Source organism: Pseudomonas sp. NFACC32-1, assembly GCF_900101215.1.
Lineage (GTDB): Bacteria > Pseudomonadota > Gammaproteobacteria > Pseudomonadales > Pseudomonadaceae > Aquipseudomonas.
This window is the reverse complement of sequence record NZ_FMUL01000004.1, coordinates 105364-119749: the sequence shown is the minus strand read 5'-3', so window position 1 is coordinate 119749 and position 14386 is coordinate 105364. Positions and strand designations below refer to the sequence as shown.

At 63.3% G+C, this 14386-nt stretch carries 14 protein-coding genes; 5 read left to right on the top strand and 9 right to left on the bottom strand.

Annotation, left to right across the window (positions count from 1 at the left end; genetic code table 11):
• Positions 1 to 5: 5 nt before the first annotated feature.
• Genes hpf through BLP99_RS08450 form a run of 4 tightly spaced genes read left to right on the top strand, consistent with a single transcriptional unit; the run spans position 6 to position 1942 of the window.
• Positions 6 to 314 (top strand): ribosome hibernation-promoting factor, HPF/YfiA family, encoded by a 309-nt coding sequence (gene hpf / locus BLP99_RS08465; RefSeq protein WP_072388387.1) that lies wholly within the window; start codon positions 6 to 8, stop codon positions 312 to 314.
• A gap of 12 nt (positions 315 to 326) precedes the next feature.
• Positions 327 to 791 carry a PTS IIA-like nitrogen regulatory protein PtsN gene (gene ptsN, locus BLP99_RS08460; RefSeq protein WP_072388389.1) on the top strand — a complete coding sequence of 155 codons (465 nt, stop codon included), beginning with the start codon at positions 327 to 329 and terminating at the stop codon, positions 789 to 791.
• Between the two features lie 2 nt (positions 792 to 793).
• Complete coding sequence (gene rapZ / locus BLP99_RS08455) at positions 794 to 1651, top strand: RNase adapter RapZ (RefSeq protein WP_072388391.1); 858 nt, start codon at positions 794 to 796, stop codon at positions 1649 to 1651.
• A gap of 15 nt (positions 1652 to 1666) precedes the next feature.
• Positions 1667 to 1942 carry an HPr family phosphocarrier protein gene (locus BLP99_RS08450; RefSeq protein WP_072388393.1) on the top strand — a complete coding sequence of 92 codons (276 nt, stop codon included), beginning with the start codon at positions 1667 to 1669 and terminating at the stop codon, positions 1940 to 1942.
• A 229-nt stretch (positions 1943 to 2171) separates the two neighbouring features.
• On the opposite strand, the gene BLP99_RS08445 is transcribed toward BLP99_RS08450, so the two are convergent.
• The 6 genes from BLP99_RS08445 to pmbA form a co-directional block, all read right to left on the bottom strand.
• Positions 2172 to 3062: a ZIP family metal transporter gene (locus tag BLP99_RS08445; RefSeq protein ID WP_092180153.1), complete on the bottom strand. Its 891-nt coding sequence runs from the start codon at positions 3060 to 3062 to the stop codon at positions 2172 to 2174.
• A gap of 19 nt (positions 3063 to 3081) precedes the next feature.
• Positions 3082 to 3705, bottom strand: a complete 624-nt coding sequence (locus BLP99_RS08440; protein ID WP_072388397.1) for a superoxide dismutase — start codon at positions 3703 to 3705, stop codon at positions 3082 to 3084.
• A 2-nt stretch (positions 3706 to 3707) separates the two neighbouring features.
• Positions 3708 to 4148 (bottom strand): hypothetical protein, encoded by a 441-nt coding sequence (locus BLP99_RS08435; RefSeq protein ID WP_072388399.1) that lies wholly within the window; start codon positions 4146 to 4148, stop codon positions 3708 to 3710.
• 27 nt (positions 4149 to 4175) lie between these two features.
• Positions 4176 to 5552, bottom strand: a complete 1377-nt coding sequence (locus tag BLP99_RS08430) for a class II fumarate hydratase (protein ID WP_076405556.1) — start codon at positions 5550 to 5552, stop codon at positions 4176 to 4178.
• Positions 5545 to 5940: a FagA protein gene (locus BLP99_RS08425; protein ID WP_072388402.1), complete on the bottom strand. Its 396-nt coding sequence runs from the start codon at positions 5938 to 5940 to the stop codon at positions 5545 to 5547. Before BLP99_RS08425 ends, BLP99_RS08430 begins: the two co-directional genes overlap by 8 nt.
• A gap of 182 nt (positions 5941 to 6122) precedes the next feature.
• A complete protein-coding gene (pmbA, locus tag BLP99_RS08420) occupies positions 6123 to 7469 on the bottom strand; it encodes a metalloprotease PmbA (RefSeq protein ID WP_092180151.1) in 1347 nt (448 codons plus the stop codon).
• Between the two features lie 152 nt (positions 7470 to 7621).
• Between pmbA and yjgA the strand changes: the two genes are divergently transcribed.
• On the top strand, positions 7622 to 8146 hold the full coding sequence (yjgA, locus tag BLP99_RS08415; RefSeq protein WP_072388406.1) for a ribosome biogenesis factor YjgA: 525 nt from the start codon (positions 7622 to 7624) through the stop codon (positions 8144 to 8146).
• 44 nt (positions 8147 to 8190) lie between these two features.
• Here yjgA and tldD read toward each other — a convergent pair whose 3' ends face one another.
• From tldD to BLP99_RS08400, 3 genes are all read right to left on the bottom strand, one after another.
• Positions 8191 to 9633, bottom strand: coding sequence for a metalloprotease TldD (tldD, locus tag BLP99_RS08410; protein ID WP_072458690.1), 1443 nt, complete (start codon positions 9631 to 9633; stop codon positions 8191 to 8193).
• 5 nt (positions 9634 to 9638) lie between these two features.
• Positions 9639 to 10502, bottom strand: coding sequence for a carbon-nitrogen hydrolase family protein (locus tag BLP99_RS08405; RefSeq protein WP_072388409.1), 864 nt, complete (start codon positions 10500 to 10502; stop codon positions 9639 to 9641).
• 78 nt (positions 10503 to 10580) lie between these two features.
• Positions 10581 to 14384, bottom strand: coding sequence for a YhdP family protein (locus BLP99_RS08400; protein ID WP_072430758.1), 3804 nt, complete (start codon positions 14382 to 14384; stop codon positions 10581 to 10583).
• Between the last annotated feature and the right edge of the window lie 2 nt (positions 14385 to 14386).

Genomic DNA, 14386 nt, shown 5'->3' with positions numbered 1-14386 from the left:
GCTGTATGCAAGTCAACATCAGTGGACACCAACTGGAAGTGACCAAGCCTCTGCGCGAGTACGTCGAGCTCAAGCTCAAGAAACTCGAAGGGCATTTCGACAAGATCACCAACGTGCAAGTCATCATGACGGTCGAGAAGCTTCTGCAGAAAATCGAAGCCACGCTGCATATCCCCGGCGGAGAAGTCGTTGCCAACGCGTCGCATGACGACATGTATGCCGCGATTGACCTGCTGACCGACAAGCTGGATCGCCAACTCAAAAAGCATAAGGAAAAGACCCAGAGCCTCCTCCAGGGCGCAACCGGTCGTTAATCCCCCCAATCCATGATCCGACTAGAAACCATCCTGACCCCCGGCCGTTCCCAGGTGAACGCGCCGGGTGGCAGTAAAAAGAAAGCCCTCGAACAAATTGCCAACCTGATCCACCGTGAAGTCGGGGATCTGGAAATGCAGGACGTCTTCGAGGCCCTGGTTGCCCGTGAGAAACTCGGTTCCACCGGTTTCGGCAACGGCATCGCCATTCCCCACTGCCGCCTCAAGGGTTGTGCCGCACCGATCAGTGCGCTGTTGCACCTTGAAGCCCCCATCGATTTCGACGCCATCGACGGCGCACCGGTCGACCTGCTGTTCGTGCTGCTGGTCCCGGAAGCCGCCACAGACGCGCACCTCGAACTGCTGCGCCAGATCGCCAGCATGCTGGACCGCAAGGAAGTGCGTGACAAACTGCGCAGCGCACCGAGCAACGAAGCCTTGTATCAGGTTGTCCTGGACGAACAGAACGGTCATTGAACATGCGCCTGATCATCGTCAGTGGCCGTTCCGGCTCCGGTAAAAGCACAGCCCTCAACGTGCTCGAAGACAATGGCTACTACTGCATCGACAACCTGCCGGCCGGGCTGCTGCCGGAGCTGGCCGAGCGGGCCCTGATCCATACCGAGCTGGCGCAGCCGCTGGTGGCGGTCTCCATCGATGCACGCAACCTGCCCAGCCACCTGTCGCGTTTCCCTGAGCTGCTCGAGGAAGTTCGCAACAAGCACATCCAGTGCGACGTGCTGTACCTGGACGCCGATGAAGAAACGTTGCTCAAGCGCTTTTCCGAAACCCGTCGGCGCCACCCACTGAGCAATGCCAGTCGCTCCCTGGCCGAAGCCATCCACGACGAAAGCCAGTTGCTGGGGCCGATCGCCGACCTGGCGGACCTGAAGGTCAACACCACGCACCTGAACCTGTATCAGTTGCATGACACCATCAAGCTGCGCCTGCTGAACCAGCCCGAGCCGGGCACGGCGTTTTTGCTCGAGTCGTTCGGGTTCAAGCGCGGCATGCCGGTGGACGCCGACCTGGTATTCGATGTGCGCTGCCTGCCCAATCCCTACTGGAAACCGGAACTGCGCGAGCAGTCCGGGCTGGACCAGCCGGTGATCGACTACCTGGCCGCCCAGCCGGATGTCGAGGACATGTTCCAGGACATCTCTGCCTACCTGCTTAAATGGCTGCCCCGCTTCGCCGCGAGCAATCGCGCCTATGTGACCATCGCCATCGGCTGCACCGGTGGTCATCATCGTTCCGTCTACCTGACCGAGCGCCTGGGTCGTCTCCTGCAACCCACCCTGAAGAATGTCCAGGTTCGCCACCGCGACCTCAGCTAAAGGATTCACATCGCGATGCCTGCTCAGGAAATTGAAATCATTAATAAATTGGGTTTGCATGCCCGCGCGTCAGCGAAATTCGTGGGTGTCGCGGGTAAGTTTCCAGATACCACGATCAGGGTCGGGCGCACGCCAGAGTCAACTGTCGATGGCAAGAGCATCATGGCGATGATGATGCTGGCTGCGGGCAAAGGCACCAGGATCCATCTGAGCACGGAAGGTGAAAAGGCCCAGGAAGCGATGGATGCGCTGGTTGCCCTGATCAACAACTACTTCGACGAAGGCGAATAGTCCCCCCTATGGTGAGGGATCCGCTGGTGAGTGGATTTAGCGAATCGTCGCACTGCCCCGCCGGGTTGCGAAGCAGCCCCAAAAAGAGCTCAGTCGACCTGATGCTCGGCGGTGACAGATATCAGGACTGCCTCGCAGCCCAGCGGGGATAAATCGCCTCGCCACCGATTGATTCCGGCCGCCGCTGATTGATCCCTGCCCCACCTACCTGCCCCGCAGGTTCCCCCTGTCACGCCAACGCCGTATCCAGCACCATCATCAGGCAAAACCCCACCAACAATCCCAGGCTCGCCAGTTTCTCGTGACCATTGCGACGGGATTCGGGAATGACTTCGTGGGTCACCACCAGCAGCATCGCCCCTGCCGCCAACGCCAGACCCAGGGGCAAGAGCATCTCGGCCAGGCTCACCAACCAGGCGCACAGTAGCGCGAACACCGGCTCGACCAGCCCAGACGCCGCGCCAATCAGGAACGCCTTGACCCGCGACATGCCCGCCGTGGCCAGCACCAGCGCGATCACCAGTCCTTCGGGGACATCCTGCAAGGCGATGCCCATCGCCAGGCTGTCGGCATCGGGCATGCCGCCCCCGGCCGACACGCCCACCGCCATGCCTTCTGGAATGTTGTGGGCGATGATGGCGAACACGAACAACCAGATCCGCGGCGCGATGATCGGACGTCCTGGCGCTGCCACCAGCCTCTCGGGGCTGGCCGAGACCTTGCGGTCCACCAGGTACAGCCCGAACGCCCCCGACAGAATGCCAAAACAGATAAGGCCACTGGCGGCCCAAGGCGTGAACCCCAATTGCTCCGCTGCGGCAATGCCCGGCACGATCAGCGAAAACGCCGTGGCAGCGAGCATCACTCCGGCACCGAAGCCCAGCAGCGAATCGCTCACGGCCCGGGGCATACGCCGGATGACCAGCACCGGCACGGCCCCGAGCGCGGTGCCCAAGGCACAGAGTCCGCCGCCTTGAAGGGCTCGCAGCAACCTGGCCTCCAGGTCCAGCCACGCCAGGCCCTGGGCCGCCAGCAACGTCATCCCGGCCAACAACAGCAATGACCCCAAGGCATAGCGGAACATCCGTCCGCTTCCAATCGCCAGTGTTTGAGTATCCATAGTCAGCCTTGGAGGGGGTTCATGAAGGACTCGATGCCAGCGCCGCCTGATAGCGCCGGGCGACTTCAGGCCAGTTGATCACGTTGTAGAAAGCGTTGATGTATTCCGGCCGACGGTTCTGGTACAGCAGGTAGTACGCGTGCTCCCACACGTCCAGGCCCAGGATCGGCGTATTGCCGTTCATCAGCGGGCTGTCCTGGTTGGCGCTGCTTTCCACCACCAGGGCCTTCTGCGGGGTCACGCTCAGCCAGGCCCAGCCGCTGCCGAAGCGGCTCAGCGCAGCCTTGGTGAACGCTTCCTTGAATCGCTCCAGGCCCCCCAGCTGTGTCTCGATCGCTGCGCCAAGCGCACCGTCCGGTTGACCGCCACCCTCGGGGGACATCACTTCCCAGAACAGGGAATGGTTGGCATGGCCACCGCCCTGATTGATCACCGCCGCCCGCAGGTTCTGCGGCAACTGCTCCACGCTGGCCAGCAGTTTTTCGATGGGCCATTGGGCGTACTCGCTGCCCTCCACCGCGGCGTTGAGGTTATTGATATAGGTCTGGTGGTGTTTCGTGTAGTGGATCTCCATGGTTTTCGCATCGATGTGCGGCTCCAGGGCATCGTAGGCGTAAGGCAGCGCAGGCAAGGTAAAAGCCATTTTCAATGAACTCCATAATGAAGAGGGGCATTGCGGTGCAAGAGTGATGTGTCTTTGCTTTGGAGCAACCGTTGGGTGCGGGGGTACTCGCCATGCTCACTGATGAAACCCAGCAGTTCGACATAAGTCCTGTGGCTCTGGCGCATCGCGGCCGCACGCAGCGCTGCCGGCATGCGCTCGTCCTGCAGGGTCTGCAGCAACCGTTGATGGATGGCGCACAAGTATTCGGCGCTCTCCTCTGGCTGGTTCAGGCGCAGGTGCAAGTCCGCCAGGTTGTGGTGGGAGACGACGCAGGCGGCCACGGCCTCGTCGGCGTCAGGCCAGCGCTCATACAGCACCTGCGCCAGGGCCAGGGCTTGCAGGTAGGCTTCGCGGGCATCCACCAGTTCGCCCAGCATGAAATGACGATTGGCTCGTTCGATCGTGCGTTTCCAGTGCTCCATGATGAGTCCTCCACACAGGGATCGGAATTACACACCACCCGCCGTGAGCTTCTCGGGGTCCAGCAAGACCTCCAGTTCGCTACGCGACAGGTCGGTGTGTTCCAGGGCGACATCGATGACCGGGCGGCCTTGTTGATAAGCCGTCTTGGCGATTTGCGCGGCTTTCTGGTAACCGATGATCGGGTTCAATGCTGTAACCAGGATCGGGTTGCGCGACAGCGCCTCCTTGAGCCTGGCCTCGTTGACCTTGAAGGTGGCAATGGCCTTGTCCGCCAGCAACCGGCTGACATTGGCCATCAAGGCGATGCTGCTCAGCAGGTTCTGAGCGATGATCGGCAACATCACATTCAGTTCGAAGTTGCCCGACTGGCCGGCCACGGTGATCACCGTGTCGTTGCCGATCACCTGGGTCGCGACCATCGCGGTGGCTTCCGCAATCACCGGGTTGACCTTGCCGGGCATGATAGAGGAGCCCGGCTGCAAGCCCTCCAGTTCGATCTCGCCCAGGCCAGCCAGGGGCCCGGAATTCATCCAGCGCAAGTCGTTGGCGATTTTCATCAACGACACCGCCGTGGTCTTGAGTTGCCCGGAAACCGCCACCGCGGTGTCCTGGGAACCGATCAGGGCGAACAGGTTCTTGCCAGGAGTGAATTGCACCTGGGTCAGCAGGGTCAGCTGCTGGCTGAACAGCTCGGCGAAGCGAGGGTGGGCATTGACCCCGGTCCCCACCGCAGTGCCCCCCTGGGCCAGGGCCTGCAGGCTTGGCAGCAGGTCCTGCAGATGGCCGATATTGGCTTTCAACTGCTGCGCCCATCCCTCCAGCACCTGGCTCAGGCGGACCGGCATCGCATCCATCAGGTGGGTGCGACCGGTCTTGATGAACGGATGAACCGCCACCGCCTTGCGCTCGATCACCTGGACCAGATGTGTCAGCGCCGGCAACAACTGCTCATGCAAGGCCAGTGCGGCGCTGACATGAATGCAGGTGGGAATGATGTCGTTACTGCTCTGCCCGCAGTTGACGTGGTCGTTAGGATTGACCGTCTCTCCCAGCAGCCGGCTGGCGAGGGTGGCGATCACTTCGTTGGCGTTCATGTTGGAACTGGTGCCGGAGCCGGTCTGGAAGATATCCACCGGGAAGTGATCCATGAAATGACCTTCGAGCAACCCTTGGGCCGCATCGACGATGGCTTTGCCCTGGGCCGCGCTGATCTGTCCCAGCTCCACGTTGGCCCGGGCGGCGGCGGCCTTGGCCAGGATCAGTGCGCGAATGAACGCCGCCGGCATGCGCTGGTCACTGATGGGGAAGTTATCCACGGCACGCTGGGTCTGCGCGCCGTACAGGGCATCTGCCGGGACATGGAGCTCGCCCATGCTGTCGCGTTCGATACGGGTATTACTCATCGGGAAATCCTTGTACCGGTTCATTGAGAGAGAGGGAGGGTGCCAGGACACAGGTCGCCAGCGCCCAGGCATGGCTCTGCCAACGCCTCAGGCGACATTGGCAGAGTGATTGGCGTTCGAGATCGCGCAATGGCCGCCAGGCCTGGTCAAGACAGAGCGCCCGCCAGTGCCAGGGCAGCGCGATATCCGAGGCGGTGTCGAGCAGCAAGCGAAAGGCCGTTTCGCCGATCATCCATGGCGAAGTGGCGGTACAACAGGCCAGATAGCGCCCCTCAGCCAGGTAATGCTCAATCAACCGCGGTTCGTCCGGGTTCATCGCGCAACGGATCTGGCGACTCATCCAGCGCCAGCTTTCAAGGTAAGGCTGTTCGTGCAAGGCAGGACTCATGACCGGGGCTCAATCGGCAAATGAGATTCATTATTAGATGATAATAAGAAGCAACACAAGTCTGGAAAGGAACAGATTGTGCCATCGGGAGCCCATGTCCTTGGGCCAGATAGGGTCAAGCGGACACAAAAAAAGGCGCGTCACCCGCTAGGATGACGCGCCGTCCTTATTGCGATGGCAGGTCAGCTGCCCGCCACCGTCATCCGTTCGATCAGCACGGAACCGGTGCGGATGTTGCTGCGCAGTTCCAGGTCGTTCCCCACGGCGAGGATCTGCTTGAACATGTCGCGCATGTTGCCGGCGATGGTCACTTCCTGGACCGGGAACTGGATCTCGCCATTTTCGACCCAGAACCCCGCCGCCCCCCGGGAGTAATCCCCAGTCACCATGTTCAGGCCGTGGCCCATCAGTTCGGTCACCAGCAACCCACGTCCCATGCGGCGCAGCAAGGCCGCCTGGTCCTCTTCGCCATGGCTGACGAACAGGTTGTGCACGCCACCGGCATTGGCGGTACTCGGCATACCGAGCTTACGGCCCGAATAGGTGCCCAGGATGTAGGACACCAGCTCGCCCTTCTCCACGAACGGCTTGGCATAGGTCGCCAGCCCATCGCCGTCGAAGGCCGAACTGCCCATGGCTCGCATCAGGTGCGGCCGCTCATCGATCGTCATCCATTCCGGAAACAGTTTCTGCCCCAGCGCGCCTTCGAGGAACGAAGACTTGCGATACAGATTGCCGCCGGACACTGCCGACAGGAAACTGCCGAACAGCCCACCGGCCAGTTCGGCGGCAAACAGCACCGGCACTTCGCAGGTCGGCACCGGCCGCGCGCCCAGGCGGCTGGCCGCCCGCTGTGCGGCTTTCTGGCCGATGCTCACCGGGTCCGCCAGCAGGCTGCCCTGACGGTTCACGTCGTACCAGTAGTCGCGCTGCATCTGCCCGTCGGCCTCGGCAATCATCACGCAGCTGAGGCTGTGACGGGTCGAGGCGTAGCCACCAATGAATCCGTGACTGTTGCCGTAGACCCGGCAGCCCTGGTGGGTATTGAGCGTCGTACCGTCGGCGTTCCGGATCCGGCTGTCGGCATCGAACGCCGCCGCCTCGCAGCGCAACGCCTGTTCGATGGCCTGCTCGGGCGTGATGTCCCAGGCGTGAAACAGGTCGAAATCAGGTTGTTCCTTGCACATCAGCGCCGCATCGGCCAACCCCGAGGCTTCGTCTTCGGACGTGTGCCTGGCAATCGCCAGTGCCGCGGCGACGGTTTCGCGGATGGCATCAGGACCACTGGCCGAAGTGCTGGCCGAGCCCTTGCGCTGGCCCACGTACAATGTGATACCGAAACCCTGGTCGCGGTTGAACTCGACGGTCTCCACCTCCCGCTGGCGCACCGACGTCGACAGTCCCTGCTCCAGGGACACTGCCACTTCGCAGGCGCTGGCGCCCTGTCGCCGGGCTTCGGCGAGGATCTGCTCGACTTGTTCCTGCAGTGCCGGCAATGCTTGCGGACCGACGCTTTGAACTGCACTCATGGTGTTCTCCACTCAAATTCTGCTTTCGGTCGGGGCCTGCGGGAAAAGTGCCTGCGCGACTTTTCATACAAACCCGAGGCCTTCGAGCGACCGGGCCGGACAAGCGGCCCCCGACTGGTTATCATGGCGGCGTTTCTTTGCGGACTGCCACCATGGTTGATTCTTACGACGACTCCCTCTACGAGGGCGAAAAAAGCAAATCCCAGGTCAAACGCGAGCTGCATGCTCTGGTTGACCTCGGCGAGCGCCTCACGACACTCAAGCCCGACTTGCTGGCCAAACTGCCCCTGACCGACGCCCTGCGCCGGGCCCTGGCCGATGCGCCCAAGCACACCGCGAACATCGCGCGTAAACGGCACCTGCAGTTCATCGGCAAACTGATGCGAGATCAGGACACCAGCGCCATCCTGGTCCTGCTCGATCAACTCGATGCCTCCACCCGGCAATACAACGAACGCTTCCATAACCTGGAGCGCTGGCGTGATCGCCTGATCGCGGGCGACGACGGCACCCTGGAAAAATTCGTCATCGAGTACCCGGAGGCCGATCGCCAGCAATTGCGCTCCCTGATCCGTCAGGCCCAGCACGAACTGGCGCAGAACAAGCCACCGGCCTCGAGCCGTAAAATCTTCAAGTACATCCGTGAGCTGGACGAGACTCAACGCGGTTTGCGCTGAGTCGCGCCACGGGTGGAGGCCTTGCACTCCACCCGACGCTCCCATCATGCGCCCGTGCCACCCACGGTAATCGCATCGATCTTCAGGGTCGGCTGCCCGACACCCACTGGCACCGATTGCCCATCCTTGCCACATGTACCCACGCCGCTGTCCAGCGCCAGGTCGTTACCCACCATCGACACCTTGCTCATCGCCTCCGGTCCGTTGCCGATCAGCGTCGCGCCCTTGACTGGCGCGGTGATCTTGCCGTCTTCGATCAGGTAGGCCTCGCTGGTGGAGAACACGAACTTGCCGCTGGTGATGTCTACCTGGCCGCCGCCGAGGTTGGCGCAGTAGATGCCTTTCTTCACCGAAGCGATGATCTCAGCCGGGTCGCTCTGGCCACCCAGCATGTAAGTGTTGGTCATGCGCGGCATGGGCAGGTGCGCGTAGGATTCCCGGCGCCCGTTGCCGGTGCGGGCCACGCCCATGAGCCGGGCGTTGAGCTTGTCCTGCATGTAACCCTTGAGCACGCCGTTTTCGATCAGCGTGGTGCATTCGGTCGGGGTGCCTTCGTCATCGACGCTCAATGAACCGCGCCGTCCGGCCAGGGTGCCATCATCGACAATGGTGCAGAGTTTCGAGGCGACCATCTCGCCCATGCGTCCGCTATAGGCCGAACTGCCCTTGCGGTTGAAATCCCCTTCCAGGCCATGGCCCACCGCTTCATGCAGCAGCACGCCGGACCAGCCGGACCCCAGCACCACTGGCAACGTGCCAGCCGGCGCCGGAATCGCTTCCAGGTTGACCAGGGCCTGGCGCAACGCCTCGCGGGCGTAGCCCATGGCGCGGTCTTCGCTGAGGAAATAACGGTAGTCGGTACGTCCGCCACCGCCGTGGCCGCCACGCTCGCGGCGACCGTTCTGCTCGACGATCACGCTGACGTTGAAACGCACCAGTGGCCGTACGTCCGCCGCCAGGCCGCCATCGGTGGAGGCCACCAGGATCCGCTCCCAGACCCCGGCCATGCTCACCGACACCTGCTGGATACGTGGGTCCAGGGCACGGGTGGCGACGTCGATACGCTTGAGCAGCTCGACCTTTTCGGCGCGGCTCATCACCTCAAGCGGGTTGTCCGGCGCATACAACTGCGCGACGTCCTGGCGGGTGAATGCCTGGACCTTGCCGTTCTGCCCGGCACGGGAAATCGAGCGGGCCGCGCGGGCGGCAGCTGCGAGGGCTTCCAGGGTGATGGCGTTGCTGTAGGCAAAACCGGTCTTTTCCCCGGACTGGGCCCGTACACCCACCCCCTGGTCAAGGTTGAAACTGCCTTCCTTGACGATACCGTCTTCCAGGGACCAGGACTCGGAAATCTGCCCCTGGAAATACAGGTCGGCTGCATCGATGCCCGGGCCGGCCAGGTCGCCCAGCACGCTCTGCAGGCTTTCCAGGGTCACGCCGCCGGGGGCTAAAAGGTGTTCGCTGACTGAGGACAACAACCCGCTCATATGTTCTACGCCTTGAATTCGTCGTCTTGGACAGGCCGCTGTCGAGCGCCCTGCGAGAAAAAGCGCCGATGGCTTGCCACCGGCATGCGCGCCCTGATGGACGCCTGTTCGCTGCTGTCCAACTCGGCCAGCAGCACGGCTTCGCCTTGATCCTGGTGCGCCAGCACCCGCCCCCACGGGTCGACGATGGCGGCGTGGCCAAAGGTTTCACGTGGCCCCGGATGCACGCCACCCTGTGCGGCCGCCAGCACGTAGCACTGGGTTTCAATGGCCCGGGCGCGAATCAACACCTCCCAATGAGCGGCACCGGTGACCGCCGTGAACGCCGAGGGCGCGGTGATCAGCTCGGCCCCGGCAGCCCGGAGCTCGCTATAGAGTTCCGGAAAACGCAAGTCATAGCAGACCGTCAGGCCCACACGCCCTACGGGCGTATCGGCGACCACCACGTTACCGCCATAAGCATAGTCATCCGACTCACGATAGCGTCCCCGATTGTCCGCCACGTCCACGTCGAACAGGTGCAGCTTGTCGTAGCGCGCCACCACCTGGCCCTGATCGTCCATCAACAGCGAACAGGCATGGGCCTTGGCCTCGGGCCGATCCACCGGCGGCAAGGGCAACGTCCCGGCCACGATCCATAACCTGAGGTCGCGGGCGACCTGTTTCAACCAGGGCAGGATCGGCCCCTGACCAAAGGCTTCGGCGCGACCGATGTCGGCAATGTCACGCCGTCCCATGGCCGCGAAATTCTCGGGCAGCACCGCCAGTCTCGCGCCGCCGGCAGCGGCCTGCTCCAGCAGTACCCGGGCGCGGGCCAGATTGGCGAGCACATCGCTCTGGCTGACCATTTGAATCACGGCGACTGGCATGGTGTTTCCCTCATTTTCTGCATCATTCTCCTGTGGGGGCGAGCAAGCTCGCTCCCACGGGAGTTATCCCATCGTCCATCAGAACGGCTTGTCGAAGGTGATCTTCGGCTCCTTCCAAGGCCCTTTGACGTCGTATCTTACGCTGGCGAACCGCGCCACGCGGTCGCCGATCAGTTTATCGATCAGAAACAATGCGCCTCCCACCGCCGGTGCGCCGACAATCAGCGCGGCAATCGGCAGGTTATTGGTCACCGGCAGCGTCACCAGCAGCTTGGCGTCGACCCGGTCGCCCACCATGTCCAGCGTTCCGTTGAGTTCCAGGTTGCTCGACGGCCCCGTCAGCGTAATGGGTTCACGGGTCACGTAGACACCATCGCTGGCCACCAGCAGCCCCTTGACCCGGTCATAGCTCAGGCCCTTGCCGAACAGATCGGAGAAATCCAGGCGCAGCCGTCGGCCGATGGAGTTGAAGTTCAGCAAACCGAATACCCTCAGCGCCTGGGCGCTGCCTTCGATCTCGACGAACTGGCCCTTGCTCAGCGAGGCATCGAGGCTGCCGGAAAAGCGCTTGGTGGCGACCCACGCCGGCGAGCCGGGCCAACGGCCATCGACATCCAGGCGGAATTCCTGGCTGGTCACGCTGGGGGCGAAGCCCCAACCCTTGAGCACGTCGGCCAGGTTCTTGCCGCTGATGCGTCCCTTGTACCAACTGCTGGTGGCGCCTGGCGCACCTTCCCAACCGCCGCTGCCGTTCAAGACCATGCCCTTGAGCCCCATGTCCAGGTTGCTCAGCGCGATGCCCTTGGCAGTCGGCCGTACTTTCAGAGACCACGCGCCGATCAGGTCAGTGCCCTGGAACAATTGGCCGATGGCGATATCCATGGCCGGGATCCGGGTGGGATCGACCGATGCCAACGGGTCTGGGGCATTTTCGTCGGCCTGTACCGTCGGGTCCGCAGCCGGCAGGCGGACATAATCCAGCTTGATGCCGATGGGCGCGGCCTTGGCGTCCGGCAGGCTGACATTGCCCTTGGCCTGCTGGCTGTCGAGGCGCAAGGCCCAGGCGTCCGGCTTGCGGTCGAGCTGCAGCGCCACCTGGTCCAGGGTCGTGCCCATGGCCGTGAGCTTGCCCACCTTCAGGTCGGCGCCGCTGAGCAGTTGCCTGGCGCTGCCGCCCGGGTCGTGACCTGCGTATTTGTTCACCAGTTCCTGCCAGGGCTCCACGTCCAGCTCAGGCAGCGAGCCTCGCAGCCGTATGCCCTTGGCGCCCGGCAACACGGCATCGCCATCCCCCAGCAGCAGCTCGCCACGCCCTTCGGCCACCTTGCCGCTCGGTGCCGCATAGGTGAAATTGGCCACATCGCCGTAGTCCACCCAATAGCGTCGCTCCGCGCCTTGCAGCGTCATGCGAAACACCGTGTCACGGCCGACATCGGCTGCCAGGCCAAAAGGCGCGGGCAGGTTCACGGCCACGCCCTTGAGATTGGAGTTGACCGACAACTGGCTGTCGGCGCCGTCCAGGATGACTTGCAACTGATACGGAATCACCCCGGATACGGGCAACGCCTGGGTGACGCCCAGCCAGTCGGTGAGCTTCTTGGTCTCCACCCGTCCGGACGCCGTTATCCGGGTATTGAGCGCACCGGCACGGCCTTCGGCAAAGATCTGCGCCGTCACGGGCCGGTCGAATGCCTGGGCGGAAATGTTCTTGCCGCTCAGCCCCTTGCTGCTGTCGAAGCGCAAGTCGCCTTTGAGCTGGGTCAACTCCAGCGCCGGCTCGCTGAGCTTGAGCCGGGCCTTGTCGGTATTGAAGTCCACGAGAATCTTGGGCTGCTCGCCCTTGACCAGGGGAATGTCCAGCTTCACATTGCCTTGCAGGCTCCCCTCGCCTTCCCATCCGGCGAACGTCTCGGCGGTGCCGATCGGTGCCGTCTGGAGGATTTTCAGACCGTCTCCCAGGCCGCCAGCGAACCCGCCGTCCAACAGCAGATGCGAAGGTTGCCCGCTCGGGGCATGGGGAATTTCCACCGTGACGTCCTTGACCTGCGTGTCCAGCAACTGGCCCTGGCTGGCATAGATGCGCACGCCGCTGTCCTCGACGAAGACGTCGCCGCTGACCTTGCTGACCGAAGGCCAGCCCGGCTGGAACGCCAGTTCGGCGTCATGAACCTTGAAAAACAGGCTGATGCTGCGGGCCGCGTCTCCGGCACCGTGGTTAAGCGAGCCTTGGTACTGGAAAAAACCCTGGTCTACCGCCCCTTTGACGATGGCCGTACGCAGCCACTCGTCCAGGGCCGGGCTCAGGACCGCCGGCAGATACTTGGCGGTGTAGCGACCGTCGCCATCCACCAGGCCCACTCGCAGGTCCATGTAGTCTTCCTGGCTGTGGTCCAGGTGCAGGCGAATCAGGAAATCGCCGGCGATCCTGCCCTCTTCTCCCAGTACCTTCAGGTAGGGCGCGATCAGGGTGAAGCTTTGCTTGTCCAGTTTCCAGGTCAACCGTGCGTTGGCCTGCAGGTACTGCCACGGCTTGGCGAAGATCGGGTCCAGGTGCAGGACGAAATCCTTGCTGTCCATGCGCAGCTCACCGCCACCGAGGTCGCCACTGAGGCTGCCCGAGACGTTGCGCGCCGCCGGTGCGCCGCGATAGGCATCGAACCCGACGGTATCCAGGTTGGTGGCGAAGCTGACCTTGCGGTCGCCAGCGTTCTGTGGACGGTAGTCCAGCAGCACGTTGCGCAAGGCGCCGGTCACCTTGAGCCGGTCGATCGCCGTCGCGACGCCTTCGGGCAACGGTGCCAGGGAATGGAGCAGGGGCGTGAGCGGGGTCAGGTCGAGGCGGTCGGCCTGCAGGTGCCAGAGTTCTTCGGCCTTCTCGGTGGCGGCACTCTGTTGCAATTGCAGGCGCGACTCCCAGCGGGTTTCCCCCAGGCTCATCGCCAGGGAGTCGAACGTCGCGGTAAAACCGTCCGCGCCACGCTGGAAATACCCATCGAGCGCCAGGTTGCGGACCTGCACCGGCTTGCGCTCGGCATAGGCCCCCGTGAGCTGCGGCGCATTCAAGCGTACGGCCGCACTTTGCAGCGTCCCCGCGCCCCAGCTCAACCAGAGTTCACCGCCCGCCTTGATCTGGGAGAAATGCCATTGTCGGGTCAGGCCTTTGGGCAGCCATTTCGACCAGTCACTCTGGGGCAGGCTCAGGTAGGCTTCGGCCTGACCGTTCTTCCAATCGCTGGCTCGGATGCGGGTGCGCAGGTTGAGCGCCACCGGTTGGCCGTCGGGCAGGGTCAGGCGGGCATCCAGGCGCTGACGGGTGGCCCCGGTCTTCAGGCTCAGGCCGACATAGGTCAGGGTCAGCGGCGATTGTTCCAGGGGTTGCAAGGTGACCTGGCTGTCGAGGATCGAAAGCCTGGAGATCATCTGCATGCGCTCCAGCAACTGCTGCGGATCCAGGGGCTGGTCGTCCTTCACCGGCAGGCCTTCCAGGGCCCACTGGCCGTCCGCGCCTTCCTTGAGGCTGACTTTCAGGCCGCCAAGCTCCAGATGAGCGATGCGCACCTGACGCGCCAGCAGGCTGCCCCACAAGTCGGGTACGGCCCGCACCTGGTCCAGGTGCAGGGCATTGGCGCCGTCTCCCACCGTCACGTCGTGGGCCGACAGGATCGGCGCCAATGCGCTCCAGCCACCCTCCAGGCTGCCAATGTGCACGGGCATGCCCAAGGCATCGCCGGCCCGGGTCTCGACCTCTGCGCGATACTCCGCCACCAGGGGCGCCAGCTCCCGGCCAAGGCTGACATACAATGCCAGCAGTACCAACAGCAGCGCGCACAGACCCAGCCCCCAACGGGTCAGCGTGGCCAAAATGCGTATCAAACGCTCCATGT

Bases quoted from the DNA above. Each gene is read 5' to 3' on its own strand.
- BLP99_RS08445 (WP_092180153.1), bottom strand. From the start codon at position 3,062: ATGGATACTCAAACACTGGCGATTGGAAGCGGACGGATGTTCCGCTAT.
- BLP99_RS08430 (WP_076405556.1), bottom strand. From the start codon at position 5,552: ATGAGTAATACCCGTATCGAACGCGACAGCATGGGCGAGCTCCATGTC.
- pmbA (WP_092180151.1), bottom strand. From the start codon at position 7,469: ATGAGTGCAGTTCAAAGCGTCGGTCCGCAAGCATTGCCGGCACTGCAG.
- yjgA (WP_072388406.1), top strand. From the start codon at position 7,622: ATGGTTGATTCTTACGACGACTCCCTCTACGAGGGCGAAAAAAGCAAA.
- BLP99_RS08435 (WP_072388399.1), bottom strand. From the start codon at position 4,148: ATGGAGCACTGGAAACGCACGATCGAACGAGCCAATCGTCATTTCATG.
- BLP99_RS08405 (WP_072388409.1), bottom strand. From the start codon at position 10,502: ATGCCAGTCGCCGTGATTCAAATGGTCAGCCAGAGCGATGTGCTCGCC.
- BLP99_RS08440 (WP_072388397.1), bottom strand. From the start codon at position 3,705: ATGGCTTTTACCTTGCCTGCGCTGCCTTACGCCTACGATGCCCTGGAG.
- BLP99_RS08450 (WP_072388393.1), top strand. From the start codon at position 1,667: ATGCCTGCTCAGGAAATTGAAATCATTAATAAATTGGGTTTGCATGCC.
- tldD (WP_072458690.1), bottom strand. From the start codon at position 9,633: ATGAGCGGGTTGTTGTCCTCAGTCAGCGAACACCTTTTAGCCCCCGGC.
- hpf (WP_072388387.1), top strand. From the start codon at position 6: ATGCAAGTCAACATCAGTGGACACCAACTGGAAGTGACCAAGCCTCTG.
- BLP99_RS08400 (WP_072430758.1), bottom strand. From the start codon at position 14,384: ATGGAGCGTTTGATACGCATTTTGGCCACGCTGACCCGTTGGGGGCTG.
- ptsN (WP_072388389.1), top strand. From the start codon at position 327: ATGATCCGACTAGAAACCATCCTGACCCCCGGCCGTTCCCAGGTGAAC.
- BLP99_RS08425 (WP_072388402.1), bottom strand. From the start codon at position 5,940: ATGAGTCCTGCCTTGCACGAACAGCCTTACCTTGAAAGCTGGCGCTGG.
- rapZ (WP_072388391.1), top strand. From the start codon at position 794: ATGCGCCTGATCATCGTCAGTGGCCGTTCCGGCTCCGGTAAAAGCACA.